The organism is Synechococcus sp. OH30, assembly GCF_047462175.1.
In the GTDB taxonomy this organism is placed as follows: domain Bacteria; phylum Cyanobacteriota; class Cyanobacteriia; order Thermostichales; family Thermostichaceae; genus Thermostichus.
This window is the reverse complement of record NZ_JANSIP010000001.1, coordinates 364,859-388,807: the sequence shown is the minus strand read 5'-3', so window position 1 is coordinate 388,807 and position 23,949 is coordinate 364,859. Positions and strand designations below refer to the sequence as shown.

Below are 23,949 nucleotides of genomic sequence, written 5' to 3'. Positions count from 1 at the left end.
AGACAGAAACGGAAAAAGAGGGGATCCCTGGACAACGCCCCCCAAGCTGGACAAGATTCGGCACAATGGGGAGAAGTGTTTCTAGCGAGCAGTTGAGAAGAGGCCATGGCCTACAAACTCTGGATCGACGGCCAATGGGTGGATAGCCAAGGGGGAGACCTGATGGTTATCGAGAACCCGGCCACGGGGGAGAAACTAGCGGAGGTGGTGGACGCCAGCCCCGCCGATGTGGATCGGGCAGTCCAGGCTGCCCAAACCGCCTTTTCCGATGGCCGCTGGTCGAAGCTCACCCCCGGCGAGCGATCCCTGGCCCTCTGGAAACTGGCGGATTTGATCGAGGCGCAGGCTGCTGAACTGGCGCGCCTGGAGTCGGAAAACACCGGCAAGCCCTATGAGTTGGTGAGCTTGGGAGGGGATCTGCCTCTTGCGGTAGATAACCTGCGTTTCTTTGCCGCTGCCGCCCGCGACATCCATGGCTTCAGCGCCGGAGAATACGCCAAGGGTTACACCTCACTATTTCGCAAGGAGCCGGTGGGGGTGTGCGCGCAAATTACCCCCTGGAACTACCCCCTGCTGATGGCCGTCTGGAAGATTGGCCCTGCCCTGGCCGCCGGCTGCACGGTAGTGCTCAAGCCTGCTCCCACCACTCCTCTAACCACCTTGAGGCTGGCGGAGCTCACTGCCGAGGCCGGGATCCCGCCGGGGGTGGTCAACATCGTTACCGGAGGCGATGCTACCGGCCAAGCCCTGGTGGAGCACCCGCAGGTACGCATGGTTAGCCTCACTGGCTCTACCGCCACCGGCAAGCAGGTGATGCGCACCGCTGCCAACACCCTGAAGCGGGTGCATTTGGAGCTGGGGGGCAAGGCGCCCTTCCTGGTCTTTGCAGATGCCGACCTGGAAAGCGTAGCCGCCAAGGCCGCCTTTGCTGCCACCTTCAACAGCGGCCAGGACTGCACGGCAGCTACCCGCATCTATGTGCACGAGAGCAGACTGGCGCAGATGCAAGAGGCCATTGTCGAGGCAATGCGCAAGGTGGTGGTGGGGCCTCCCTTTGAGGCGGGGGTAGAGATGGGGCCTTTGGTCTCGGCAGCCCAGCGGGAGCGGGTGATGGGATTCGTGGAGCGGGCCAAAGCCGAGGGAGCCAAGGTGCTAACCGGCGGGCGGATCCCTTCCCGGTTTGACCGGGGCTACTACTACGAACCCACAGTGATTACCGATGTCGATCAAAAAGCGGAGATCGTGCAGAGTGAGGTTTTTGGGCCAGTTCTCACCCTCAGCTCGTTTCGCGAAGAAGCAGAAGCGCTACGCCTGGGCAATGACGTCCTATACGGGCTGGCGGCTTCTGTGTGGACTCAAGATATTGGACGAGCAATGAAGCTGGCGGCTGAGCTGGAGGTGGGCACCGTCTGGATTAACGATCACCTCCCCATCGCCTCGGAAGCCCCCCACGGCGGCTTCAAGCAATCGGGATTTGGCAAAGATCTCTCGACAGAAGCGGTACGAGAGTATCAGATTACCAAGCATGTGATGATTGCAAGCCGCTGAAGTTTGACAAAACAGCAGCACTTCAGTAGGGACATCCAGAAACCCTTCCCCATCTCATTCGCGTCAGCGGCGCGGAGCGCTTAGTACGGGGCTACCGAGCTATTCTTCTGTGTACAGCTCTCAATCTGCCCTGGATCTGGGAAGATCTCAAAAGATTGGCAAGATTTAACCGTCGATGACCCACCTCCCTAAGTCACCCCTGGGATCTGCAACCCTAGCCCCCCCCCGCACCTTCCCCCTTACCGCTGTCGTCGGACAGCAAACCGCCAAGCTAGCCCTATTGCTGGCGGCGGTGGATCCCAGCTTGGGAGGGGTGGTGCTGGTGGGGCCGCGCGGCACGGCCAAGTCGGTTTTGGCCCGAGGGATCCACGCCCTGCTACCTCCCATCGAGGTCATCGCCGGCTCCTATTGCAACGACGACCCGGCGCGGCCCGAGACCTGGTCGGACTGGGCCAAGGCCCGCTACCCGCAGGGAACAACGCCCCCTACCCAAGTGATAGCTCCTCCCTTTGTCCAGATTCCCTTGGGGGTGACGGAGGATCGGCTGCTGGGATCCGTGGATGTGGAGGCCTCGGTGAAGCAGGGGGAAACGGTCTTCCAGCCAGGGCTCTTGGCTGCCGCCCACCGGGGTGTGCTCTATGTGGACGACATCCACCTCTTAGACGACGCCATCGTCAACCTGCTGCTGACGGTGGTGGGAGAGGGAGTAAACCGCCTGGAGCGGGAAGGGCTGAGCCTGCAGCACCCCTGCCGGCCTCTCCTAGTGGCCACCTACAACCCCGAAGAGGGATCCCTGCGCCCCCACCTGCTGGATCGCCTAGCGCTGGTGGTGCCGGTGGGGCAGGAGCTGAGCCTGGAGGAGCGAGGGGAAATTGTCCAGCGGGCAACTCGATTTGTCGACGCCCCTGAGCCCTTTCTGGCGGAACACCAGGCGGAAGTGGAGGAAATCCGCACCCGCATTCTCCTGGCGCGGGAGTGGCTGCCCCAGGTCAAGCCACGGCGGGAACAGATCCACTACCTGGTGCAGGAGGCCATCCGCGGCAATGTCCAAGGCCATCGAGGGGAGCAGTTTGCCCTGCGGGCGGCCCGTGCCCTGGCGGCGCTGGAGGGACGGGATCACCTCTTGGCCGAAGACCTGCAACAGGCGGTGCAACTGGTGCTGCTGCCCCGCGCCCGCTACAACCCCGACCAGCCGCCGCCTCCCCCACCCCCATCCCAACAGTCGGATCCTCAGCCGCCAGAGCCCGCCAAGGAGGGGGAAGACAGAGAAGAGACAGAACCCCAGCCGGAAAATCCTAGCCTGCCCCAGGAGTTTTTCTTCGACCCCGAACAAGTGGCCCTTGACCCGCGCCTCTTGGCCTTTGCCCAAGCGCTAAGCCAACAGGGAAAAACGGGATCCCGCAGCTTGGTGTTTAGCACCGACCGGGGCCGCTACGTCAAGCCCATCCTGCCCCAGGGAGCCAACCCCCGCATCGCCGTTGACGCTACCCTGCGGGCTGCTGCCCCCTACCAGAAAAGTCGCCGCCTGCGGCAGCCAGGACGGGCCGTCATCGTCGAGCCTGGCGATATCCGCGCCAAGAAGCTGGCCCGCAAAGCTGGAGCCTTGGTGATCTTCGTGGTGGATGCCTCTGGCTCCATGGCTCTTAACCGCATGCAGGCGGCCAAAGGCGCAGCTCTGCGCCTGCTGACCGAGGCCTACCAAAACCGCGACAAAGTTGCCCTGATTGCCTTTCGCGGTGAGGCTGCGGAAGTGTTGCTGCCCCCCACCCGCTCCATCGAGCTGGCCCGCCGCCGTCTGGAATCCCTGCCCTGTGGCGGGGGATCCCCCCTGGCCCATGCCCTCACCCAAGCGGTGCGCCTGGGGGTGAATGCTCGCGCCAGTGGCGACGTGGGTCAAGTCATGCTGGTGGCCCTTACCGATGGCCGGGCCAATATTCCCCTCAGCCGCTCTCTGGGACGGAGGGAGGGGGACTCTGTCGACATCAAGCAAGAATTGCGAGAGATTGCCCTGCGCATTCGCGCTTTGGGGCTAAAGCTGCTTTTCATCGACTCGCAAAGCCGCTTTGTCACCACTAGCTTTGGCGCTGAGCTGGCGGAACTGGCAGGCGGACGCTACTTGCACCTCCCCCGGGCCACGGACCAGAGGATTGCGGCCCTAGCCCGTTCGGCTCTTCGAGAGGAACGTAGCTCTCCCTAGAGGAGCTGCAGCTGTAACTTTTCTTAATGGATTGGTTATGATCCCTGTAGGCGCTCTTCACCTTGCCCTATGGCCACAGGACTTCTGCCAGAACTCTCCCTGCCCCATTCCATGCTTACTGACTGGGTCAGCCGGGGAGTAAGTGCTGCCATTCGTGCCCTCTTCAAGCAAGCTGGGCGGGTGGAGGCGCGGGTGCGGGCAGAACCGATTACTAAATTGCTGCAGGGGCGGATCGACAGCTTTGAGCTGGTGGGCCAGAACCTGCAGATGTACAACGGCCTGCAACTCTCGCTCCTAGAGCTGTTTTGCAGTGCCGTGGCCATTGATTTTAGCCAAATCTGGCAAGGGCAGATTAAGCTGCGCCAGCCGGTACAGGCCAGGATGCGGGTAGTGCTGAGCGAAGTGGATCTGGCGCAATCCTTCAACACCCCTCTTGTACTGAACAAGCTAGCTCAGGTGGAGGGAAAGAACCAGCCCCTGTCATTTTGCCAGGTGGAAGTGCGCCTCACCCCAGAGCAGCGGTTGCAATTGCGGGCCAAGGCGCAGCAGGGAGAAGGCAGGGTTTTTCAGGTGGGCTTCTCCGCCCGCCTCGAGGTAATAGAGCGCCGCTGCCTCTGCTTGGCCGATCCTTTGTTTGAGGGCGAGACAGAAGAGGGACGCGCCCTTAGCCGCGCTTTGGTCGACCACCTGAATACACTCCTCGATTTGGATCGACTGGCCTTGGGAGGGAGCAAGCTGCAGGTAGATCGGGTGTGCCTCCAGCCTCACCAGATGATCCTCTATGGCAGCGCCATTCTGGCGCGCTTTCCCACCCGCCGATCCCACTCGGAAAATGCTTGACAACCCTTCAGGGGGGGGAGTACGCTCAAAAGCGGTGAGGAGTGAAGAGAAGAAGCCTCTGGGGTCGAAACAGGGAAAGACGCCCAGAGGTTTTTTCACAACCTGTTGACGGCTGGTCGGAGTTCAACGCCGGGCCTCTACCTTCAGCAAGGCCGGACAATTTTTCTCAGCACCTCAACCCTCCTTGGGCCCCGATTGGCCAAAAAGCCTGCTTACCCAACCAGCTCTTGGGGCAACTTTTTGCTGGGAAGAGGCGGGAGAGTTTTCCCTTGCTGTGAAAATGCCTCGGTCTTTCGCCAGCCCTCTTGACCCGTCTGCCGCTCTCTGGCCTAATTCAAGTCAGGCCTCTCTCCCGTTCTCCATTGAGATACCGCCTCCTTGAGTTCTGGCGTCGCTGCTTTCCCCACAGCCTGCGCACTCAGGTGGCGCTGGTGATTGCCAGCCTTTCCTTTGTCCCTAACCTGGTCTTTATCCTGTCAGTGCCTTGGATCCTGCCCGGCACAGAGCTCAGTCCCGAGGGATCTGTCCTGCTGCTGCTGTGGATCCCTTTGCTGGCGGTGCTCTCAGCGCTGGCGGGCTATGCTTTGTCTTCCCTGCTCTTGCAGCCCCTGACCTTGCTAGCCCGCGAGCTGGCCCACCTGGAAACCTTGATTAACCAGCCAGGCCGCTGGACTTTGCTGCTCCGCCCAGGGGATCCCCAAGAGGTTCTGATCCTACGGCAGGCTCTTGCCCATCTGCTGCGCCAGATCCAAAGCGATCAAAGACGGCGGGAGGCTTTCACAGCTACGCTGGTGCATGACTTGAAAACTCCCCTCATTGCCTTCGGGCATCTGCTGAGTGCCCTCAAGCAGGAGCTGCCCTTGAGTCGCCAGGAGCAGCTTGCCCTGCTGGATCGCATGCTGGAGGAGAACCAACGCAACCTGGCGCTGGTGCAAAAGATGGTGGAGGCCTACCGCCTAGAGCGGGGGGAGATTGCCCTGCATCCCCGGCCCTGTGACCTGGGATCCCTAGCCCGACGGGTGGCCGAACGCATGGGATCCCTGGCTCGAGAGCGAAGGATTGACCTGCGGGTGGAGGGAGAAGGGTGGGGCAACGCCGATGAGGCCGAGCTGGAGCGGGCGCTGGTGAATCTCGTAGACAATGCCTTGCGCTATGCCCGCCATGCGGTGGTGCTGACTGTTGGCCCTCGCCAAATCCAGGTACGGGATGATGGACCCGGCCTGCCGGCTCCCCTAGAAGATTTGGCCCAGCCCTACATCGCCCAGCCCCTTTCCATCGCCGGCCAGCACTACCCGAGCGGATTGGGAGGCCTAGGACTCTACATTGCCAAGGGCATCCTGGAGGCGCATGGAGGAGAATTGCGTCTGGTGGAGACGGGATCCCAAGGCTCTACCCTGGCCCTGGTACTGCCCTGATGCCCAACCCTGCCCTGAAGGGCGAGGAGTCTTGTTCCTGGTTCACCCTCCAGCCGGCGCAGCCGTGCTCGTTGCCTCGGGCATCTGCCCGGTCGGGGCGGTACTGTCTCACTCGCTTCCCAACAGCGCGCCTAAGGCAGACTGCAGGGACGCCGACTCGCGCGCCTGTCTTCTCTGGCAAGACGCCAGATAAGGGCCTGCCAACCACTTGCCACTCACTCGACGGGACGGCCCCGATACATCAACCGGTACTTTGCCGGTGGGGGCGCAGCCGTTTGCCCTTGGCGTTCTTCTGGTGCAACGGGCGGGGAAGGAAGGGAGCTGTCTTTTTCAGGCCGCAAACCCGCCTGCTCGAGAACCGCGTGAAGAGCTGCCGTGTCAATGGGAAAAGGCCACCTGGCTGCCTTGTAAACTTGCTCGAGGGAGTGAAGAATGTCGTCGGCTTCGGCCAAACCAGGGATCACCTCGGCTGCCCCCTGGGAGATGGCCCAGCGCCGCTCTGCCGGCTCAATGCGGCGACGGGGGTGATGAGTGAGAATCACAGGGATATCCGGAAGCCGGCTCCGACACTCTCGACAAAAGGCATAGGGGTTAAACAGCCCCGTCGTCATATCCACCACCATCAGATCCGGAGGATGAGTTGCCGCCACCTCCACCAGATCTGCCTGAGGAGAAACCAGCACCACGGCATGGCGCTGAGACTCCAGCACCGACTTCCAGAGCTGGGCCTGCCAAGGCTGACCCTGAGCCACCAAAACGGTCTTGGTCACGGTGAGCAGAGCTAGGTGAGCAAAAGGGGAAGGGGAAACCTGCACGACTTAACGGCTCGCCTCAGTTCACAACTTTGCCTAGGGCGCAAGCTAGCATTTCCAATCAAGAAAAACAGTAACTAGCCATACAGGTAGGGTTGGACCGACCCCGCCGCTCGGGTAGCTGAAACTCCACCAGTTTGCGGCAGATTTTTGGGTACAGTTTGTCCGGCAGCTTCAGCGCTTGCCTTGCTCGGGCAAACCAACCTCAGCTTTCTCTTCGGTTTCGGATCCCAGCTCGGCCTGCAAGGCCTGCCACTCCTCGGGGGAGAGGGAGTGAAGTTTCTCTTGGATTTGCTGCCTCTCAAAAGCGGCCCACTGGGCCTTCAGGGTCATTTCCCTGCTCAACACCCGCTTCAGGTAGCCCACAGTCCAGCCCAGGCACCCCAGCAGAAACACCACGCTTGACACCTGCTGCGCCGCGCCCGTATCCAAGCCGGCCCAAAGCAACAGCCCGTAGAAAAGTCCTCCCCCCAAGAGCAGGGCTAGGCCAATGCCGAGAACATCCCGTCTGCGCATAGCTGGTAGGTTGCAGAAGGGCGGGCTCTAGATCGAACGCGGCTTGGGTCGAAACGTCATGAAGGGAGCCACGAGCACCATACCGGGGAAGAAAAACAAAACTAGGAAAAACATCAACACCTTTTCCCAGGCACCGCTGTAGTTCCAGCGCTTGTCCACGTACACCAAAAACAAGAACGGCAGCACCAGCAGGTAGAGAACTGCTAGGGCAGCATAGGTCAAGCCAATGAGCGTTGGGGTCGAAAGCATCTCCAGTTGCCTCAAATTAGCCTGTGCCAATCCAGCCCGCATCGGGGTTACATTGCAGCATTGTAATAGCGAATAAACTTGTCGGCTTAGCCGGCTCTTCGCCTTATTGCTATAAACTCGTGCTGATGGCCCCGACAGGGCAGGTAGAGACGCATTGTTCGCACATAACACAGCGATTACGCAGAAACTCCAGTTTCCAGTCAGGAGCGGCAATCTTCAGCGCCTCGGTGGGGCAAACGCCTGTACACAAGCCGCAGTCCACACACAAAGCCGGGTCAATCTGAATTTCCTTGGCCTGTTCGGCTACCTCGATCCCCAACGACTGCACCCACTCTAGCCCTGCTTCTACTTGGTCAATATCTCCGGAGAGCTCCACCACGAGGGTGCCCACTTCGTTGGGACTCACCCTAGCACGCACGATGTTGGCGGCCACGTCGAAGTCCTTGGCCAGGCGGTAAGTAACAGGCACATTCACCAAGTGCCGCGGGAAAATCAATGTTACTCGTTTGCGCACAGCGTCTCAGGTTGCTGGTTGAGCATTGACCAGGCCACACCTTCCAGTATGGCAAGGCTGTCCTCCCTGGCTGCTCAAGCCCCTGCCTGCAGGGGCAGAAGAACTGGCAAGGCGGGAGTTTCTCCCCTTGGCTCCGGCGCCTGCCACAATGGAAGCAGAGCGTTCTTGATCCCCACCCCATGAACTCGGCCCGGCCCCGCCTTAACTCCGAGCACTACCGACAGATGTTGGTGCGCGATGGCGAGCGGCGCTTCCGTGAGTGGCATACCGCCTTTCTCAACTACCAGCGGCGGTTTTTACGCGAGATGGAGCAACTGCGTCTTCGGTATTCCTCAAATCGCTGAGTAATGCCCCCGGCTATCCCTTCTCTCCTGGTTTCTTCTGAGCCTGATTCCTCCCTCCGCCAGGAAACCCTGGAATTACTGGAGTGGCGCCGCCTCTGTCAACATCTGGCCACTTTTGCTGCTACGCCCCTAGGCCGCCGCGCCTGTCTAGAGCTGGATCCCTGGCGCAGCCGCGAGGAGAGTGAGGTCTGGCTTGATCAAACGGAGGAGGCCATGCGGCTGGATTGCAGCCAGCCAGGGGGGGTTTCGCTAGAGGGGATCCACAACCTGCTGCCGGCCTTGGAACGGGTCGAGCGAGGGGGCATCCTGAGCGGGGAAGAGCTGGTCCAGATTGCCACAACGCTGGGAGCTGCTCGCCGCCTGCGTCGCCTCATCGATGACCAGGATCACCTACCCCGCCTGCGGGAGTGGGTGAGCACACTGCGCACTTACCCTGAGCTGGAGCAGGAGATCTTCCGCTGTCTGGATGAGCACGGCGAGGTGAGAGATAGCGCCAGCCCAGCCCTTGCCGATTTGCGCCGTCAGCACCGCCTTTTTCACAGCCAGATCCAAGAACGCCTGCGGGAGGTGATGAGCCAATGCCCCCAGGCGCTGCAGGATACCCTGATTGGCCAGCGGCAGGGGCGCTTTGTGCTGATGGTGAAGGCCACCCACCGCGACGTGATCCGGGGCATCGTCCACGACAGCTCTGCCAGTGGGGCCACCCTCTATGTGGAGCCCTACGCTGTGGTGGAACTGGGCAACCGCCTGCGGGAAACCGAGGTCCAGATCCAGGCGGAGGAAGAGCGAATCTTAGCAGCGCTCTCGGCCCAGGTGGGATCCGTAGCCGCCGACTTGGAGCATCTGCAAGCGGTGCTGGTTGGGCTGGAGCTAGCTCTGGCCCGCGCCCGCTATAGCCTGTGGTTGAAGGGCAACCGTCCCCAGTTCGTTGCCGCTGGATTGCGCCTGCGCCAGGTTAGACACCCTTTGCTTTGGTGGCAGGTCCGTCAGGAAGGCAAAGGCCCAGAGGTGGTGCCCATTGACTTCACCCTCTCCGAGTCTATCCGCGCTGTGGTCATTACTGGCCCCAACACCGGCGGCAAAACCGTGGCCTTGAAAACCCTGGGCCTGTTGGTGCTGATGGCCAAGGCAGGGATCTTCCTGCCAGCTCAGGATCCACCCCAACTGCCCTGGTTTGAGGGGGTCTATGCCGATATTGGCGACGAGCAATCCTTGGAGCAAAACCTCTCTACTTTTTCAGGCCACATCCAGCGGATTAGCCGCATTGTGCAAACCCTGCAATCGCGTCCAGAGCCGGCCCTTGTTTTGCTGGACGAGGTGGGGGCGGGCACAGATCCCACGGAGGGCGCTGCCCTGGCAGCTGGGCTATTGGAGTATCTCTCAGAGAAAGCCCTGCTTACCCTGGCCACCACCCACTACGGCGAGCTAAAAGCTCTCAAGTACCAGCACCCCGGCTTTGAAAATGCCTCGGTGGAGTTTGACGAGATTACGCTGGCCCCTACCTACCGCCTTTTGTGGGGGATCCCGGGCCGCTCCAACGCCTTTGCCATTGCCCGGCGGCTGCAATTGGATCCGGAGATCCTGCAGCGGGCCCAGCGGTATCTGCAGGGAGAAAGCCAACTGGAGAAAGTAATTGCTGGGTTGGAAGCGCAGCGGGCTCACTTGGAAGAGCGGCTAGCTCAGGTGGGATCCCTGCACCAAGAGCTAGAGACCCTCTACCGCCAAATGCAAGAGCGCAGCCAGCGGCTGGCCGAGCGAGAAGCGCAACTGGAATACCAGCAGCGCCAGGGGCTGGAAACTCTGCTGGCTGCTGCCCGCCAAGAGGTAGCCGCCGCCATTCGCAAGCTGCAACAGGGGGACGATCCCCGCCAGGTAACCGCCCATCTCCAGCAAATCCGCGAACGCTACTTGCCGGCACCTCTACCTGTGGACACCGAGTTTGTGCCGCAGGTGGGGGATCGGGTGCGGCTGCGGGGCCTGGGACAGACAGGAGAGGTCATTGCCGTCGAAGGGGAGGTGTATGTGGTGCGCAGCGGCATCCTCAAGTTCACGGTGCCGCGGGGCCAGTTGGATCCCATCGATGAACATCAGGCCAAACAGCGCCAGCGCCCCAAAGCTCCTCCCTCCCCTCCGCCCACCACTGCTCCCCTGAACCTGCGCACCAGCCGCAACACCCTTGACCTAAGGGGGAAAACTGTAGCCGATGCCGAGGCGATTCTGGAACAGCACTTTGCCCAAGCCCCTCCTGGCCCGGTTTGGATCATCCACGGCCACGGCACGGGACGCCTGCGGGCCGGCGTCCAGGCCTACCTCCAAAATCACCCGCGTGTCCAGAGGTTTGCCCCGGCGGATCCCCAGGATGGGGGTACCGGCGTAACGGTGGCCCAGCTGCGATAGGATCCCTCAAGTCTCTGCCTCTGCTTGCAGCAACTCCCCTTCTCCCTCTTGCCGCCGGCTCTGCCAATGCCAGTAGCCGCACAGCAGTTGACTATCCCCAATGAGCTTCAGCATCACCGCCACCACCACTGTCCAACTGAGAGGCCCAAAGGCAGTGCCTGCTGCAACCAACAGCGCCAGCCCGGAAAGGTTAAGTCCCAAGCCTTGTACCCCCATCCCCAAGAGGCTCTCGCGATCCGACATCCGACAACTCCCAAAGGTGGATGGTCCCAATTTCCCTGGCCAGAGCTGGAAAAAGAACCTATCCAAGCCTCAGTGGCGTTGCCCTAAGCCGCCCACTTTGGGAGGCATAATGCGGCGCGGTGTCTTCCCCCTTGCAGTCATCCCAAGGTCAGCCGCTGCTAAGGCCGTGCTGCTGGAGTAACCTTGGAACAAAAGGTTACAAAGGGGATAGAGGTAGCTGCCCTGGGTAAAAACCTAGGGTGACCCCAGCTTTTCCCTCTTGGGAGTCTGCTGCTCCCTTTGCTAGGCAGTCCACGAGGACCAGGTTAATTATCAATACGGAGTATTAGGTAGACTTAAAGTTTCGTTTAGATTGGTATCCCATAGATTGGCATCTCAGCCCTCAATGGGTTTGTTGCGAGCGAACTTACCGGTTGCTTAGCAGTCTGCTTTGAGATACGGGTTGACTAAGTTTGAGTAGCCATGAAACTCGAACTGACTCCCCGCCAGCGGAAGATTCTCTGGGCGACAGTGCGCAGCTACATTGCGACGGCTGAACCTGTCGGTTCCAAGACTTTGGCTCAGTCGTATAACTTTGGGGTAAGCACAGCCACCATTCGTAACGACTTAGCCACCCTTGAGCAGGCGGGGTTGCTGTTCCAGCCCCACACCTCTGCCGGTCGGATCCCTTCTGACTTTGGCTATCGGGTTTATGTCAACGATTTGTTGACCTCCGGCTGCATGGAGGGGATCCCCAACGACGCTCCCCAGCCAGAGCCCCATCCGGCGCTGCAGCAGTTGCTGGATCAGGTCAGTCGTGAGCTGGGAGACGACCTCGACAGTTTCCTCCAGCGAGTAGCGCAGCTTTTGGCCCAGGTGAGCGGTTGCATTGCTCTCATCACCCCACCTCAGGGGCCAGTGGTAGCCATTCACCACGTGCAGTTGCTGTCGGTAGGACCAGCTCGGGTGATGGTGGTGGTGGTTACCGATTCCTATCAAGCCCATTCAGCCTTGGTCAGTCCACCGGAACGGCCTGAAAACCGCTACGAGGATCTGGAAGACGAGCTGCAGCTACTTAGCAACTTTCTCACCCTCAAGCTGCGGGGCAAGACCTTTGCCGAGCTGCAAGACCTGAGCTGGCTAGAGCTGGACAAAGAGTTTCGCGCTTACAGCCATTGGCTGCAGCAACTGCTGCATTTGGTGGTTCAGCGCTATCTACGGCCCTCTTTGGGGCCTGTGTTTAGTGCAGGCATGACGGAGCTGATGCGGCAGCCAGAGTTTTCCCAGCCGCAGCGGGTGCAAGCAGTGGCCCGGTTGATTGAGGAGGGCTCTGAGCAACTGCAGGGGATGATTGGGCTCTATGCTGCCAGCACCCCAGCTTGCCAGGACGGGGCTGCTCTTTCTGCCCCGCTGGCCAAGAAGCCTTCCTCCTCTGCCGATCCCAAGCGGGATCCCTCCCACAACAACATCCCTGTGATCATCTACATTGGCAGCGAGAATCCGCTGGAATCCCTGCGCCACTGCACGGTGATCGCCTCGGTCTATCGCCGTCGCTCGGCGCCCCTGGGGACGGTCACCTTGCTGGGGCCAACGCGGATGGCCTACGAGCGCAGCATTGCAGCTGTGCAGACGGTGGCCTCCCATCTCACGCGGGCCCTAGCCTAGCAAGTCTAGAAGCGGGTTGCCTGGGAGCAGTACCCCACCGTGGCTAGACTCTCTCCTCTCCACCTGCGGGTTCAGTGTGCCATCCGAGAGCGGCAACTGCTTTGCCCCGGCCAGCGGCTGCTGGTGGCCTTTTCCGGCGGGCAGGATTCTTTCTGTCTGCTCCAGATCCTGCGCGATCTGCAGCCGCGCTGGAACTGGCAGATTTTTGTCTTGCACTGCAACCACCGCTGGTCGGAGGAGGAAACAGCCTGTGCCCACTTTTTGCAAGAGTGGCTCCACCAGCAGGGCCTCCCCCACGCCGTCGAAACTGCCGATCCCATCCGCTGGGATGAAGCGGGGGCCAGGGCTTGGCGCTACCAACAGTTGGATAAATGGGCGCGCGCCTGGAATTGCCAGGCCGTGGTTACAGGGCACACAGCCAGTGACCGCGCAGAGACGTTCTTGTGGAACCTGCTGCGGGGCACGGGAGCGGCTGGGCTAGCCAGCCTGGATTGGCAGCGGCGTTTAGACGAGCGGGATCCGACCTCTGCCTGGTTGGTGCGACCGCTGCTGGGCCTTTTCCGTTGGGAAACAGAGGAGTTTTGCCGGCAGTACCAACTGCCGGTCTGGCCGGATCGCAGCAATCAAGATTTGGCGCACGGGCGCAACCGGATCCGCCTGGAGGTGATGCCCTATCTCAAGCAGCACCTTAACCCTCAGGTAGAAAAAGCCCTGAATCGGGCCGCCACCTTGCTAAAAGCGGAACATGAACTGGTGGTGGCGCAAGCTGCGCAACTGTGGCCGCAGGTGTATGAGCCAGCCCTACCAGGGTTGCGACGGGATCCCTTGCGAGCTGCTCCCCTTGCCCTGCAGCGGCAGGTCATGTTTAAGTTTTTGTCTTTGCTGATCCCCCATCACCCTACCTTTGAGCAGGTGGAAGCGGGGATCCGGCTCCTCAAAGCAGGTCGCCGTAGCCGCAGCCCCGACTATCCTGGGGGTGGCTGGCTGGAGGTAAAAGGGGAGTACTTGGCTTGGGTTGCTCGCCCCTGTTCTCCAGTAAGGACTCCGTCCCACTGAGGTCCGCGGCAGCGCTAGAGCGCAGCTGCGCCACCCTGGCCTTCCTGCAAACTGGCTACAGCCATGAGCATGCCCCGCGCTTTGTTCAAACATTCTTGGTACTCCCGCTCTGGCTCGGAGTCAGCCACGATGCCTGCCCCAGCTTGCACGCTCACCCGGCCGCGGTGAACCAGCAGGGTGCGGATGGTGATGGCAGTGTTCAGTTGGCCAGCAAAGTCGTAGTAGCCGTAGGCGCCGGCATAGGGGCCGCGGCGGCACTTCTCCAGTTCGTGGATAATCTGCATGGCGCGAATCTTGGGGGCACCGGTCACCGTGCCGGCAGGGAAGGTGGCCCGCAGCAGATCCCAGGCACTGTACTGAGGATCCAACTGCCCCACCACGTTGCTGACAATATGCATCACGTGGCTGTAGCGCTCAATTTGCATTAGGTCGTCCACCTGCACGGATCCCAGGCGGCAGACCCGCCCCAGGTCGTTGCGGGCCAAATCCACCAGCATGACGTGCTCCGCCCGCTCCTTGGGATCTGCCAACAGCTCCTGCTCCAACTGGCGATCTTCGGCAGGGGTGGCGCCGCGGGGACGGGTGCCAGCGATGGGACGCACGGTGGCAATGCGCTCTTCCCCAACGCGGCTAAGCTTGACCATCACCTCCGGGCTGGAGCCGACAAGGCAGAGATCGCCAAACTGCAAAAATGCCATGTAGGGGGAAGGGTTAATGAGCCGTAGGGAGCGGTAGAGCTGGAAGGGATCCCCGGCAAAAGGAGTGGTGAAGCGCTGCGAGAGGACCACCTGAAAGATCTCGCCGGCGCGGATGTACTCTTTGGCCCGCTCCACTGCCTGGCAGTAGGCGTCGCGGCTGAGGGTGCTGGGAGGAATCTGATCCGGTAGGTGGGGCTTCCAGTTAAGGCTAAGGTGGGAGAGGGAAAGGGGGGCGCTAAGCTGTTGCACCAACGTTTCCACCCGCTGGCAAGCTTGGGCGTAAGCCTGCTCCGCCGGCTGCTGGCGCGTGTCGGCAAAGGCCACCACCCAGATCTTGCGCTTCACCTGGTCGAAGATGAGGATGCTGTCCACCTGCATTAGGATAGCGTCAGGAGGATCTCCCGGCTGCCAGGGATAGATAGGCACCCTAGGCTCAATCCAGCGAATGAGCTCATAGCCCCAGTAGCCAAAGAGCCCGCCAATGCTGCTGGGCAACTCCGGCAGGTGCACTGGCTTATAGGGCTGCAGGCAGCGGGCCAAGATGGCAAACGGATCCCCCTGGTGCTGCTCCTGCCGACCGTCGCGGTGGATTTGCAGGGCCTGGTCCCCGCGCACCTCTAGCACCCACTGGGGAGCGCAGCCGAGGAAGCTGTAGCGGGCCACCTGTTCCCCCCCCTCCACTGATTCCAACAGAAAGTTGTAGGGCTGCCCAGCGCAGACCCGGTACCAGGCAGAGACGGGCGTTTCCAAGTCCGCTACCCATTCCTGGTACACCGGGATGAAGTTGCCCTGGCCAGTGAGGGCAAGAAACTCTTTCAAGGGAGGGTAAACCATGGCCTGCAAGTTGGGATCCCTGCTTTCCCAGACTTTATCCCAGAGCGGATCCCTCTGACCTGCCCAGTTGCTCTAGGATCAGAGGCTACCGGGCTAAGGGCGGCTCTACCTTTAGGAAATCTTGGCTATGCAAGTTCCATCGCAGATCCTCAGCGAGCGCCTGCGCTTTCAAGGCCACAAGTACACCTTTGTTAGCCAGCGTTTGCGCTTTCCCAACGGGACAGAGGGAGAGCGGGAGTACCTCATCCACCCCGGTGGCGTGGTGGCCGTGCCAGTGACTGCCGAAGGCAAGTTTGTCTGCATTCGCCAGTATCGCTTTGCTGTCGCCTCCTACCTTTACGAATTTCCTGCCGGTACTGTCGAGCCGGGGGAACAGCCGGACGAAACCATTCGCCGTGAGCTGGAAGAAGAAACTGGCCTGCGGGCTCACCGCTGGGATTCGCTCGGCCAATTTTATCTCTGCCCCGGCTATTCCAGCGAGATTATGTATGCCTATCTAGCGCGGGATCTGGAAGTGCTGGATTCTCCTCCCGCTAGGGATGAAGACGAAGACATTACTGTTGTCGAGTTTTCTCCTGATGAACTTACAGAAAGGGCCAGTTTTGGCCTCGATTTGGACAGCAAATCCATTGCCTGCTTTTGGCGGGCCCAACTGTTTTTGGCAGCAGAAAAGAGGACCCTTGCCAGGGGGAATGGGCCCTAGGCAGGGCAGCCAGTTCCTGTCCTGCTTAAACCTCCCCCCGCGGGAGAGGGGGTCACCTACAGCAAAGTAGCAGCATAGCGGGCAGCCCCCCTCAAACCCACCTGCTCGTTGACCACCACCTGCACCGACAGCTGCTCCAACAGTGGCCGCATTCGCCCCTTATCCAAAAAGGCTGCCAGAAACTCCCCCTGCCTCAACAGGGGCAAGAGCTTGGGGGCAATCCCACCGGCAAGGAAGAGGCCGCCGCGGGGCAACAGGTGCAGGGCAAAATTGCCGACAGCCGCTCCGTAGAGGCCAATGAACAGCCGCAAACACTCCCTAGCGAGGGGATCCCGTCCCTCCAGGGCGGCATTGGCAATTTCAGCGGCTGGATCAATCCAACCGGCCCCCTTTTCCCAGGCGGCAATTTGGGCTAACACTTGCTCCTCTCCCTGGGCCCAGCGACTATCCCGCAAAAACTGGTAGATGGCTACGATCCCCTGGCCGGAGACCACCCGCTCGGTGGAGACACGCCCGTATCGCTGTTGCAAGTACTGCAGCAGCTCCCATTCCTGAGGGGTGCGCGGGGCAAAGTCCACATGTCCTCCCTCGCTGGCATGGACCTGGTAGCCACCTTCTCCCCAGGTGAGGTAGGCCTGCCCCAGCCCTGTGCCCGCTCCAATGACTCCAATGGGCGCCCGCGGCTGCCGTTCCCCCGCTTGCAAAGTCTCCAGCTCCCCCTCCCTCAGCGCTAGCACGCCATAGCCTACGGCGCTGAAGTCGTTGATCAAAGCTAGGCGCGGGATCCCCAGCTCTACGGCCAATTGGCTTGAGTGCAGGCTCCAGGGCAGGTTGGTGATTTTGGCCGTTTGTGGGCCCCCATCCCCTTGCTTTTCCTCCATCACTGGGCCAGCCACAGCAAAGCAGGCAGCAACCGGTTGGGGATCTCGCCCCAGCTCCTGCCGCGCCTGGGCCAGAAACTCCAGCACCAGCGGGGTGAGGTGGGGATAGCTCTGGCTGGCGTAGCGGCGGTGGTAGAGGCTGTGATTGAGATCTTGGGCATCGAAGAGGCTGAGGCTGCTCTTGGTACCCCCAATATCTCCGGCCAACAGCAAGTCCATAGGATTTCTTCTAGCCAGCAGCTTCCTTTCCACCCTGCCACCTCTGGAGAGGCCATGCCAACCTCAGGCCGCCTCGACCCGCCAAGATCCCTGCTGCGAGGGCTGCTAGGACCCACTAGGCGGAGGAAAGCGCAGAAAAGGTGCTATGTTAACTGCTGTGAAGTTTCTTAATATCGCGCTTTGCCTTCTCTACCTTTTTTACCCCTTCTTGCGGAGAAGCGTTTTGGATCCCTTAGGTCTCACCACGCCGTTGGAGGAGCGGCGGCTATGCTGGTGGGCCTACCCGTTTTTGTGGAAGCGCCCCTGGTGCGCTCTGCCCCTTGGCTGAGCTTGGCGATGGCTGTAGGCTGGCTGGGCCTTAGCTTGCGGCTCTACTCACGGCCCCGCACCCGCATCTGGGGGGATCTGCTCTATGGCTTCACGCTGACTTGGCTAGCAGGCTCCCTCTACTGGGGCTGGCTGCGCTGGGAGCCCCTCTGGCACATGCCGGTGGAAGCTTTAGGGATCCCCATTGTCTGGTGGGGGGCACGGCAACGCTTTGCCCGCATCGGCACCTGGTTTTATCTCGGCTCCCTGTGGGGCACGGCAGTGACAGATCTTTACATTCACTTGCTAGGGCTAGGGCCGGAGTGGCGGCAGGCGATGCAGTTGGAGCGGCTGGAGCAAGCGGCCGTCCCCTTTAGGGCTGCACTCGACAAAGTGGCCACCCCTTTGGGGATGGCTTGGGGCATTGGCTTGGGCCTTCTGCTCCTTGGGGTTGGCCTGGGGGTCATTCAGGGATCCCGGCGACTGCACCACTGGGCCTTTGCCGGAGCAGTGCTGAATACCCTGGTGGTGGATGGGCTGTTTGTTTGGGGGGCAGCCACGCTGCGCTAGGCGAGGTTACGACGCTGAGGCTCCAGAAGAGGGTGTTTCTGCTTCCTCAGGGGACACCTCTGACGGTGGCGCTGGCTGGGGCAAGAAATTGACGACTTCCCACCTCTTGCCACCGGCAGAGGCATAGGCCAACAGCCATTGCTCAGTTGGGCCCTGGGACTCTGCCTGTTTGACTTTTTGACGGGCCAAGGTGAGCTGGAAGGGATCCCCCTTGCGGCGGTAGGGTCGGCGGGATCCCGGTGGCTTCACAAGGAGGGTGTAGGTGCCGCTGAGGTGGTGGCCCTCCAGGGTTTCTCCTGAAGTCAAGAGCAAAGGCTCACGGCGATCCCGCTGGATGCGGACATCTTGCACTTCCAGATGGTCTGCCAAGCGATCGCTGCCCACCAACGAGGCAACCGGCCCCGCCAGGTGAGTCAGCTGGTAGGCCAAGGCCTGTTGCACCACCGACTTGGGTGGTCTGGGAGCACAGCCTGCTAGGAGCCCCAACAAAACAATGGCCAGAAGACTCAGCCGGCAACGCCTGCAACTTACCGTGGCCCTTTCTTTTAGCATCTCCAACTCCCCCCTGTCTTGGCCAAGCCCGCTAGACAACAGCAGCGCTGGGATGCTGCTTCAAGTACTCAGTATTGACCCCTGACTCGCGGGTGAGAGCCACTAGACCGGTGCGGGCAATCTCCCGAATGCCAAAGCTAGTCAACATCTTAATGATGGCCACCATCTTGCCTGGATCGCCGGTGACTTCCAACGTTAACGACTCTTCCGCCACATCCACAATGCGGGCCCGGAACATCTGCGCCACGTCCAGGATGGCAGAGCGGGTCTCAATGCTGGCATTGACCTTGACCAGCATCAGCTCCCGTTCTACACAGGGGACGTGGGTAATATCCGTTACTTTTAGAACCTCGATGAGCTTGTAAAGCTGCTTGGTTAGCTGCTCCACATCGTGCTCGTCTCCCTGCACCACCATAGTGATGCGAGAGATCCCAGGCCGCTCGGTGGGTCCGACGGTGAGGCTGTCAATGTTGAAGCCCCGGCGGGCGAACATGCCGGCAATGCGGGTTAAGACCCCGGGCTGATCCTGCACAAGAGCGCTGAGGGTGTGTTTCACGGCAGCCACAGAAGGAGGGGCGATGAGCTGGTACGAATTTTACGCCAATTTCGCAGCCGCCAGCCTAGGATCCCTCCTCATCCTCATAGTTGCCGCAAAGCCCGCTGGACCTGCTCTTGCAGGACCGGGTTGTGGCGCTGGCAGCCAAGGTGCAAGGCAGCTTGCCAACTGGCAATGGCTGTCTCGGGGTCTCCCAGGTTGCGGTAAGCCAGTCCCCTTCCGTAGAGACCGTACTCGTCCGCAAGAGCAAGGGGATGGCCGCCGGCCTCTAGGCGAAAGGCCTGCTCGTAATCGTCGAGGGCAGCCTTGATCTCCCCCAGCTCGTAGAGAAGATTGCCCCTGAGGTAGAGGGCATAGGGCTGGCCGGGCTCTGCCTCTAGGCTGCGGCTGAAGTCAGCAATCGCTTCAAAATAGCGATCAGCCCAGGTGTAAGCGACGCCCCGCCAATAGTAATGGGCTGGCGAGGGATCCCAGCGGATGGCCTGGGACCAGTCAGCTACCGCTGCCTCCCACTCCCCCAGGTAGCCGTACACCTTGGCGCGGCAGGCATAGGCGGGCGCCCAGGTGGGATCGCGAGCAATTGCCTCATCCAAGTGAGCCAGAGCTGAAGGTAGAGATCCCTGCTGCAGGTACAGCTCAGCCAGGCGGAGATGGTGGGAAGGACGGGGCTGCAGCCGTACTAGCTTGGTCAACTCGGCGGTTGCCCCTTGCAGATCCCCTTGCGCTTGGCAGATGAGGCTGCGGTAGAAATAGGGCTCTGGGCGGTGGGGGAGCAACTGGGCCGCTTGGTCGAAGTCCGCCAGCGCCTGGGGAAGCTGGCCGAGCTCGAGGTGAACCTGACCCCGCAGGAGGTAGGCATTGGCTAGACGGGGATCCTGCTGCAGCGCCAGGCTAAGCTGCTGGATGGCCCCTAGCAGATCCCGGTTGAGCCACCGTTCGCGACCGCGGTTGTAGGCCAAGATGGCTGGGCGGGTGAAGGCAGAAATTGCCGCTGCACTGGCCAGGCCCATCACCGCCAAGAGGCGATCCTGGCGCCAGCTGGCCAGACTCCCCAGCAGCAGGGTGGCAGCGATGCCAAGGCGTAGGCTGGCAGAGGCGTAGGCTTTGGGCATGGCGTTCTCAACAAACTCAGCCCTCCCCTAGCTTGCTACGACCTACAGCCCGCTGACCAGAAAAGAGCGCAAGCCTCGGCATTCCTGCCTGGGGCTATAGCTGTGGGGAGCTCCGCCGCCGAGAGTGCGGCGCAGCTTTAAATATCCCCTCGCCTCAGTAGGCCGTAGGCCTTGGAGTTGGGGCCACAGCTTCCCCCAGGCGCCCTGTGGGGGCTTTTCCTCTAGGTTGCCCCAGATTCGCGTTTCTTAGGCCCACTTGCTTGATGAGCAAAGGCCTAGGCTAGCGCCATCGTAGAGTTGAACCACGCGGCCTAGAAGCCCCCCGCAGGAGCCAAGGCTTGGACAACTTAGCCCCCTGCTGCGGCTTAGCAGGTCGGTCCTTATTGCGCAGGTCTTCGACAAAGACAGCTCTCTTGCAGCCGTCCTTGCTGCCGCTGCTACCAGCAAAAGGCTAGCGCGGCTGGCCAAAATCGTTGGCAAACTTTGCAAGAAGTGCAACTGCAAGCTAATCGAGCTCAGGGGGGAAGCAGCTCCCTTCCACCTCCCTTTCAAACATCCGCTCTAAAGGGTAGCCGCCCCTCGCTAAAACGCTGGCCAGAAGAGAGGATGGGCGGCAAACTAACGGTGGTATCTACCCAAAGGCAGCAGTGGAGGACAAGTCGAGGGCCGGCTTGGGCCGGCAACCTCTACAGAACAGCCGGCAACTTGCCCGCTGGCGCCGCCACCGGGCTGAGGGAGCTCGCCTGGCGCGGCTTTGGGGGGATCAGATCCCAACAGGCCAACAACTGGACTTCCGCCTTGCGGTAGTGGGCTTGGCTTTGGCCATCGCCCTGATGGGAGTGGGGGCCCGTTTGGCCTATTTGCAACACCACCAGGGGCCAACCCTAAAGCAGCGAGCCGAGGCCCAGCAGCGGGCTCAGCTCCGACCCTTCCTCCCCCGCCGCTCGATTGTGGATCGCCACTCCCTTGCCCGCCAGCAGGCGGAGCTCTTGGCTGTGGATCGGCCCGTCTACACCCTTTGGGCCCACCCTCGCCTTTTTGGCAAGCGCACCCCCCAGGAGATTGCCACTGCTCTAGCTCCTCTGCTGCGGCGGCCAGTTGAGGAATTGACTCAGCAGTTGTCGGCTACTCACTCGGTACGGCTGGAGCGCTGGCTGGCCCCAGAAGTGGCGGAGCGAATTCAGGCTTTGTATCTGGACGGTCTGGAGCTGGTGAGCGAACGGCAGCGGGTCTATCCCCAAAAGGAGATGGCCGCTGAGGTGGTGGGCTATGTAGATCTAGACCACCGGGGCCAGGCGGGAGTGGAGTATTCTCAACAGGCACTGCTGGAGCGGAGAGTTCAGCCAGTTACCGTTCCTCGAGATGGCTACGGCCAGTTGTTGGCTGCTGAGGTGCCGGAAGGGCTGCTGCAATCTGGCGAGACGGTGCTGCAACTGACCCTAGACATGCGCCTGCAGCGGGCTGCCCGCGCTGCCCTGAAAACGCAACTGGAACGGTTTCGAGCCCTGCGGGGCACAGTGATTGTCCTCCAACCCCAGACGGGGGAAATCCTGGCGCTGGTGAGTGAACCTACCTACGATCCCAACCGCTACTTCGAGTACGACCCCGCCCTTTTTCGCAACTGGGCCGTCACAGACCTGTACGAGCCGGGATCCACCTTCAAGCCCATCAATATCGCTATTGGGCTGGATGCGGGAGCCTTCACTGCTGAGGAACGGGTTTACGACGCGGGGCAGATCTGGATTGGCCGCTGGCCCATCCAAAACCACGACTACCGCCAGCGGGGTGCCCATGGCTGGATAAGTGTTGCCGAGATTCTGCGCCTGTCTAGCAACGTGGGCATGGTGCACCTGATGCAAAAGCTAGATCCCCGCCAGTACTACCATGCCCTTCTACGGCTAGGATTCAATGAGCGCAGCGGTGTGGATCTGCCCTTTGAGCCCCCCAGTCGCCTGAAACCCCTGCGGCAGTTTCTAACTGTGCCGGTGGAGCGGGCCACCGTCGCCTTTGGCCAGGGGATAGCCCTCACTCCTCTGCAGTTAGCTACCTTGCACTGCATCATCGCCAACGGCGGATTAAAGGTGCGGCCCCATGTGGTGCGCGGCTTGGTGGAAAAGGATACCGACACTCTGGTTTGGGCCCCTCCCCAACTGACGCCCGTGCGGGTGTTGTCGGAGGAGGCCACGTTGGCAGTGCGCATCCAGATGCGGGATGTGGTGGACTTTGGCACCGGGCAATTGGCCAAGATCGAGGGGTATGAGATTGGCGGTAAAACGGGCACTGCCCAGAAAGTTGGGCCCCAGGGAGGCTACTTGCCCGGCAAGCGCATCACCAGTTTTGTGGCCTACTTCCCAGCCCTTCGGCCGCAGTATGTGATTTTGGCGGTGATCGACGAGCCTAAGGGGGAGGATGCCTTTGGCTCGACAACGGCAGCTCCTGTGGCTCGCTCGGTAATCCAGGAGATCATTGCCCTGGAAGGGATCCGCCCCAATTCCCCCTAGCCACCGCCACTGTCTAACTTGGCGCTCGCCAGCTGAGCTTGGCGTTAAGGTAGAAGTTCCAAAAGACCACAATGCCAATGGCCATTAAGTTAGCCAGCAGGTAGTGAATGCCTAGGTGCTCACTCAGCAAGATCAACAACGAAGAGTTAAGCAGCAGGCCAATTAAGCAAATAACATTAAACTTGACCAATCGCTTCAGACGATTCCAGAGGCCTGGCTGTAGCTGGGTGACATGGCGAAACGTCCACAGGTCATTCCAGAGAAAGTTGTTGAGAATGGCCACCTCAGAGGCAATGAATTTACTGATAGCCAGATCCCACCCTAAGTTGCTGGGATCGTGGAGCAAATACAGCAACGTCATATCCACAAAGGTGCCAGACAGGCCAACCGTGCTAAAGCGCAAAAAGGATCCCACCTGTCCCAGCGAGAAGCGCAGGTGGATGAGATGGTGGAGATACTGAAGACAAGTTTGCAGCTGGATTTTGCTCTCGCCGTTTTGGCGCTCCTGGAAGACGTAGCCGACTTCAGCAATGGTTTTCACCCGGCCCCGCGCCAGCACCTCGATCAAGAGCTTATAGCCCTTGGGACTGAGGGGGATCCCGGCAATGGCCTGGCGTCGGACCAGAAACAAGCCACTGAGCGGATCCGACACCCGCCTGAAGATCCCCGGCAGCAAAACCAGCCCGATGGCTTGAGCTCCCCGAGAGACGAGGCGCCGGCCCAAATTCCAGTGGCTCACTCCTCCCGACTCCACGTAGCGGCTGCCCACCACCAGGTCTGCCCCTTGCTGAATAGGAGGCCACAACTTGAGGATGATCTCTGGCGGATGCTGCAAGTCGCCATCCATCACCCCTAGTACCTCGCCGCGGGCAACTTGCCATCCCCGTAACACGGCGGTAGCCAGGCCCCGTTCCTGGTGGCGGCAGATAACCTGCAGTTGCGGGAATTCTTCTTGCAGTTCTTGGGCCACTTTGGCCGTGTAGTCGGGGCTATTGTCATCCACCACAATTAGCTCGTAGGCCCCAGGCAGGATTTTGTCCAGATGGGTACACACCTGCCGGATTAGGCTGCTTATGCTGGAGGCCTCGTTGTAGGTGGGGATGACCAGCGAAAGTTGCACAGGGCTGGGCTGAGACAGAGGCGGGATCTGAATAGGGGCTGCCGAAACTTGCAGCTGGTTGGACGAAGCAGGAGCTCCATGAGGCATTCAGCCGACCACCCCAAAAAACACCGAAAAGCATC

Annotated in this window: 22 protein-coding genes; 11 read left to right on the top strand and 11 right to left on the bottom strand. The window is 60.9% G+C overall.

Annotated features, from left to right (window positions below; genetic code table 11):
• The first annotated feature begins 105 nt into the window (after positions 1–105).
• The 4 genes from NW830_RS01900 (at position 106) to NW830_RS01885 (ending at position 6,000) form a co-directional block, all read left to right on the top strand.
• Entirely contained in the window at positions 106–1,548 is a 1,443-nt protein-coding gene (locus NW830_RS01900) for a gamma-aminobutyraldehyde dehydrogenase (RefSeq protein ID WP_414359458.1), read from the top strand.
• Positions 1,549–1,723: 175 nt separating this feature from the next.
• Positions 1,724–3,745, top strand: coding sequence for a magnesium chelatase ATPase subunit D (bchD, locus tag NW830_RS01895; RefSeq protein ID WP_414359460.1), 2,022 nt, complete (start codon positions 1,724–1,726; stop codon positions 3,743–3,745).
• Between the two features lie 69 nt (positions 3,746–3,814).
• Positions 3,815–4,585: a DUF2993 domain-containing protein gene (locus NW830_RS01890; RefSeq protein ID WP_414359462.1), complete on the top strand. Its 771-nt coding sequence runs from the start codon at positions 3,815–3,817 to the stop codon at positions 4,583–4,585.
• A 362-nt stretch (positions 4,586–4,947) separates the two neighbouring features.
• Positions 4,948–6,000, top strand: coding sequence for a sensor histidine kinase (locus NW830_RS01885; protein WP_414359464.1), 1,053 nt, complete (start codon positions 4,948–4,950; stop codon positions 5,998–6,000).
• Between the two features lie 215 nt (positions 6,001–6,215).
• Here the strand turns inward: NW830_RS01885 and NW830_RS01880 are convergent, their stop codons facing one another.
• The 4 genes from NW830_RS01880 to NW830_RS01865 form a co-directional block, all read right to left on the bottom strand.
• Positions 6,216–6,815, bottom strand: coding sequence for a response regulator (locus NW830_RS01880; protein WP_414359465.1), 600 nt, complete (start codon positions 6,813–6,815; stop codon positions 6,216–6,218).
• A gap of 171 nt (positions 6,816–6,986) precedes the next feature.
• On the bottom strand, positions 6,987–7,328 hold the full coding sequence (locus NW830_RS01875; RefSeq protein WP_414359467.1) for a DUF3007 family protein: 342 nt from the start codon (positions 7,326–7,328) through the stop codon (positions 6,987–6,989).
• Between the two features lie 27 nt (positions 7,329–7,355).
• Positions 7,356–7,577 carry an NAD(P)H-quinone oxidoreductase subunit L gene (gene ndhL / locus NW830_RS01870; RefSeq protein ID WP_414359469.1) on the bottom strand — a complete coding sequence of 74 codons (222 nt, stop codon included), beginning with the start codon at positions 7,575–7,577 and terminating at the stop codon, positions 7,356–7,358.
• A gap of 109 nt (positions 7,578–7,686) precedes the next feature.
• On the bottom strand, positions 7,687–8,091 hold the full coding sequence (locus tag NW830_RS01865; protein WP_414359470.1) for an NIL domain-containing protein: 405 nt from the start codon (positions 8,089–8,091) through the stop codon (positions 7,687–7,689).
• Positions 8,092–8,270: 179 nt separating this feature from the next.
• On the opposite strand from NW830_RS01865, the gene NW830_RS01860 reads away from it, so the two are divergent.
• Positions 8,271–8,435, top strand: a complete 165-nt coding sequence (locus tag NW830_RS01860) for a hypothetical protein (protein WP_414359472.1) — start codon at positions 8,271–8,273, stop codon at positions 8,433–8,435.
• A 3-nt stretch (positions 8,436–8,438) separates the two neighbouring features.
• Positions 8,439–10,832: an endonuclease MutS2 gene (locus NW830_RS01855; RefSeq protein ID WP_414359474.1), complete on the top strand. Its 2,394-nt coding sequence runs from the start codon at positions 8,439–8,441 to the stop codon at positions 10,830–10,832.
• 6 nt (positions 10,833–10,838) lie between these two features.
• Here the strand turns inward: NW830_RS01855 and NW830_RS01850 are convergent, their stop codons facing one another.
• On the bottom strand, positions 10,839–11,075 hold the full coding sequence (locus NW830_RS01850; RefSeq protein ID WP_414359475.1) for a hypothetical protein: 237 nt from the start codon (positions 11,073–11,075) through the stop codon (positions 10,839–10,841).
• Positions 11,076–11,537: 462 nt separating this feature from the next.
• Here NW830_RS01850 and NW830_RS01845 point away from each other — a divergent pair, with 462 nt between their 5' ends.
• Both NW830_RS01845 and tilS read left to right on the top strand, forming a co-directional pair.
• Positions 11,538–12,719, top strand: coding sequence for an HrcA family transcriptional regulator (locus tag NW830_RS01845; protein WP_414359476.1), 1,182 nt, complete (start codon positions 11,538–11,540; stop codon positions 12,717–12,719).
• A 39-nt stretch (positions 12,720–12,758) separates the two neighbouring features.
• Entirely contained in the window at positions 12,759–13,775 is a 1,017-nt protein-coding gene (gene tilS, locus NW830_RS01840) for a tRNA lysidine(34) synthetase TilS (protein WP_414359478.1), read from the top strand.
• A gap of 14 nt (positions 13,776–13,789) precedes the next feature.
• Here the strand turns inward: tilS and trpE are convergent, their stop codons facing one another.
• Positions 13,790–15,307: an anthranilate synthase component I gene (gene trpE, locus NW830_RS01835; RefSeq protein ID WP_414359480.1), complete on the bottom strand. Its 1,518-nt coding sequence runs from the start codon at positions 15,305–15,307 to the stop codon at positions 13,790–13,792.
• A 127-nt stretch (positions 15,308–15,434) separates the two neighbouring features.
• Between trpE and NW830_RS01830 the strand changes: the two genes are divergently transcribed.
• On the top strand, positions 15,435–16,010 hold the full coding sequence (locus NW830_RS01830; RefSeq protein ID WP_414359481.1) for an NUDIX hydrolase: 576 nt from the start codon (positions 15,435–15,437) through the stop codon (positions 16,008–16,010).
• 56 nt (positions 16,011–16,066) lie between these two features.
• Here the strand turns inward: NW830_RS01830 and NW830_RS01825 are convergent, their stop codons facing one another.
• Entirely contained in the window at positions 16,067–17,110 is a 1,044-nt protein-coding gene (locus NW830_RS01825) for a glucokinase (protein ID WP_414359482.1), read from the bottom strand.
• Positions 17,111–17,377: 267 nt separating this feature from the next.
• Between NW830_RS01825 and NW830_RS01820 the strand changes: the two genes are divergently transcribed.
• Positions 17,378–17,986, top strand: coding sequence for a DUF3120 domain-containing protein (locus NW830_RS01820; RefSeq protein WP_414359484.1), 609 nt, complete (start codon positions 17,378–17,380; stop codon positions 17,984–17,986).
• A gap of 6 nt (positions 17,987–17,992) precedes the next feature.
• Here NW830_RS01820 and NW830_RS01815 read toward each other — a convergent pair whose 3' ends face one another.
• The 3 genes from NW830_RS01815 to NW830_RS01805 all read right to left on the bottom strand — a co-directional run bounded on the left by NW830_RS01815 (position 17,993) and on the right by NW830_RS01805 (position 20,206).
• Complete coding sequence (locus NW830_RS01815) at positions 17,993–18,538, bottom strand: hypothetical protein (RefSeq protein ID WP_414359486.1); 546 nt, start codon at positions 18,536–18,538, stop codon at positions 17,993–17,995.
• A gap of 31 nt (positions 18,539–18,569) precedes the next feature.
• Positions 18,570–19,094 carry an acetolactate synthase small subunit gene (gene ilvN, locus NW830_RS01810; RefSeq protein ID WP_414360037.1) on the bottom strand — a complete coding sequence of 175 codons (525 nt, stop codon included), beginning with the start codon at positions 19,092–19,094 and terminating at the stop codon, positions 18,570–18,572.
• A gap of 83 nt (positions 19,095–19,177) precedes the next feature.
• The gene (locus NW830_RS01805) at positions 19,178–20,206 is read right to left on the bottom strand and encodes a tetratricopeptide repeat protein (RefSeq protein WP_414359488.1); all 1,029 of its coding nucleotides are present in this window, start codon (positions 20,204–20,206) and stop codon (positions 19,178–19,180) included.
• 647 nt (positions 20,207–20,853) lie between these two features.
• On the opposite strand from NW830_RS01805, the gene NW830_RS01800 reads away from it, so the two are divergent.
• Positions 20,854–22,707 carry a peptidoglycan D,D-transpeptidase FtsI family protein gene (locus tag NW830_RS01800; RefSeq protein WP_414359489.1) on the top strand — a complete coding sequence of 618 codons (1,854 nt, stop codon included), beginning with the start codon at positions 20,854–20,856 and terminating at the stop codon, positions 22,705–22,707.
• 13 nt (positions 22,708–22,720) lie between these two features.
• Here NW830_RS01800 and NW830_RS01795 read toward each other — a convergent pair whose 3' ends face one another.
• A complete protein-coding gene (locus tag NW830_RS01795) occupies positions 22,721–23,914 on the bottom strand; it encodes a glycosyltransferase (protein WP_414404535.1) in 1,194 nt (397 codons plus the stop codon).
• Positions 23,915–23,949 lie beyond the last annotated feature (35 nt).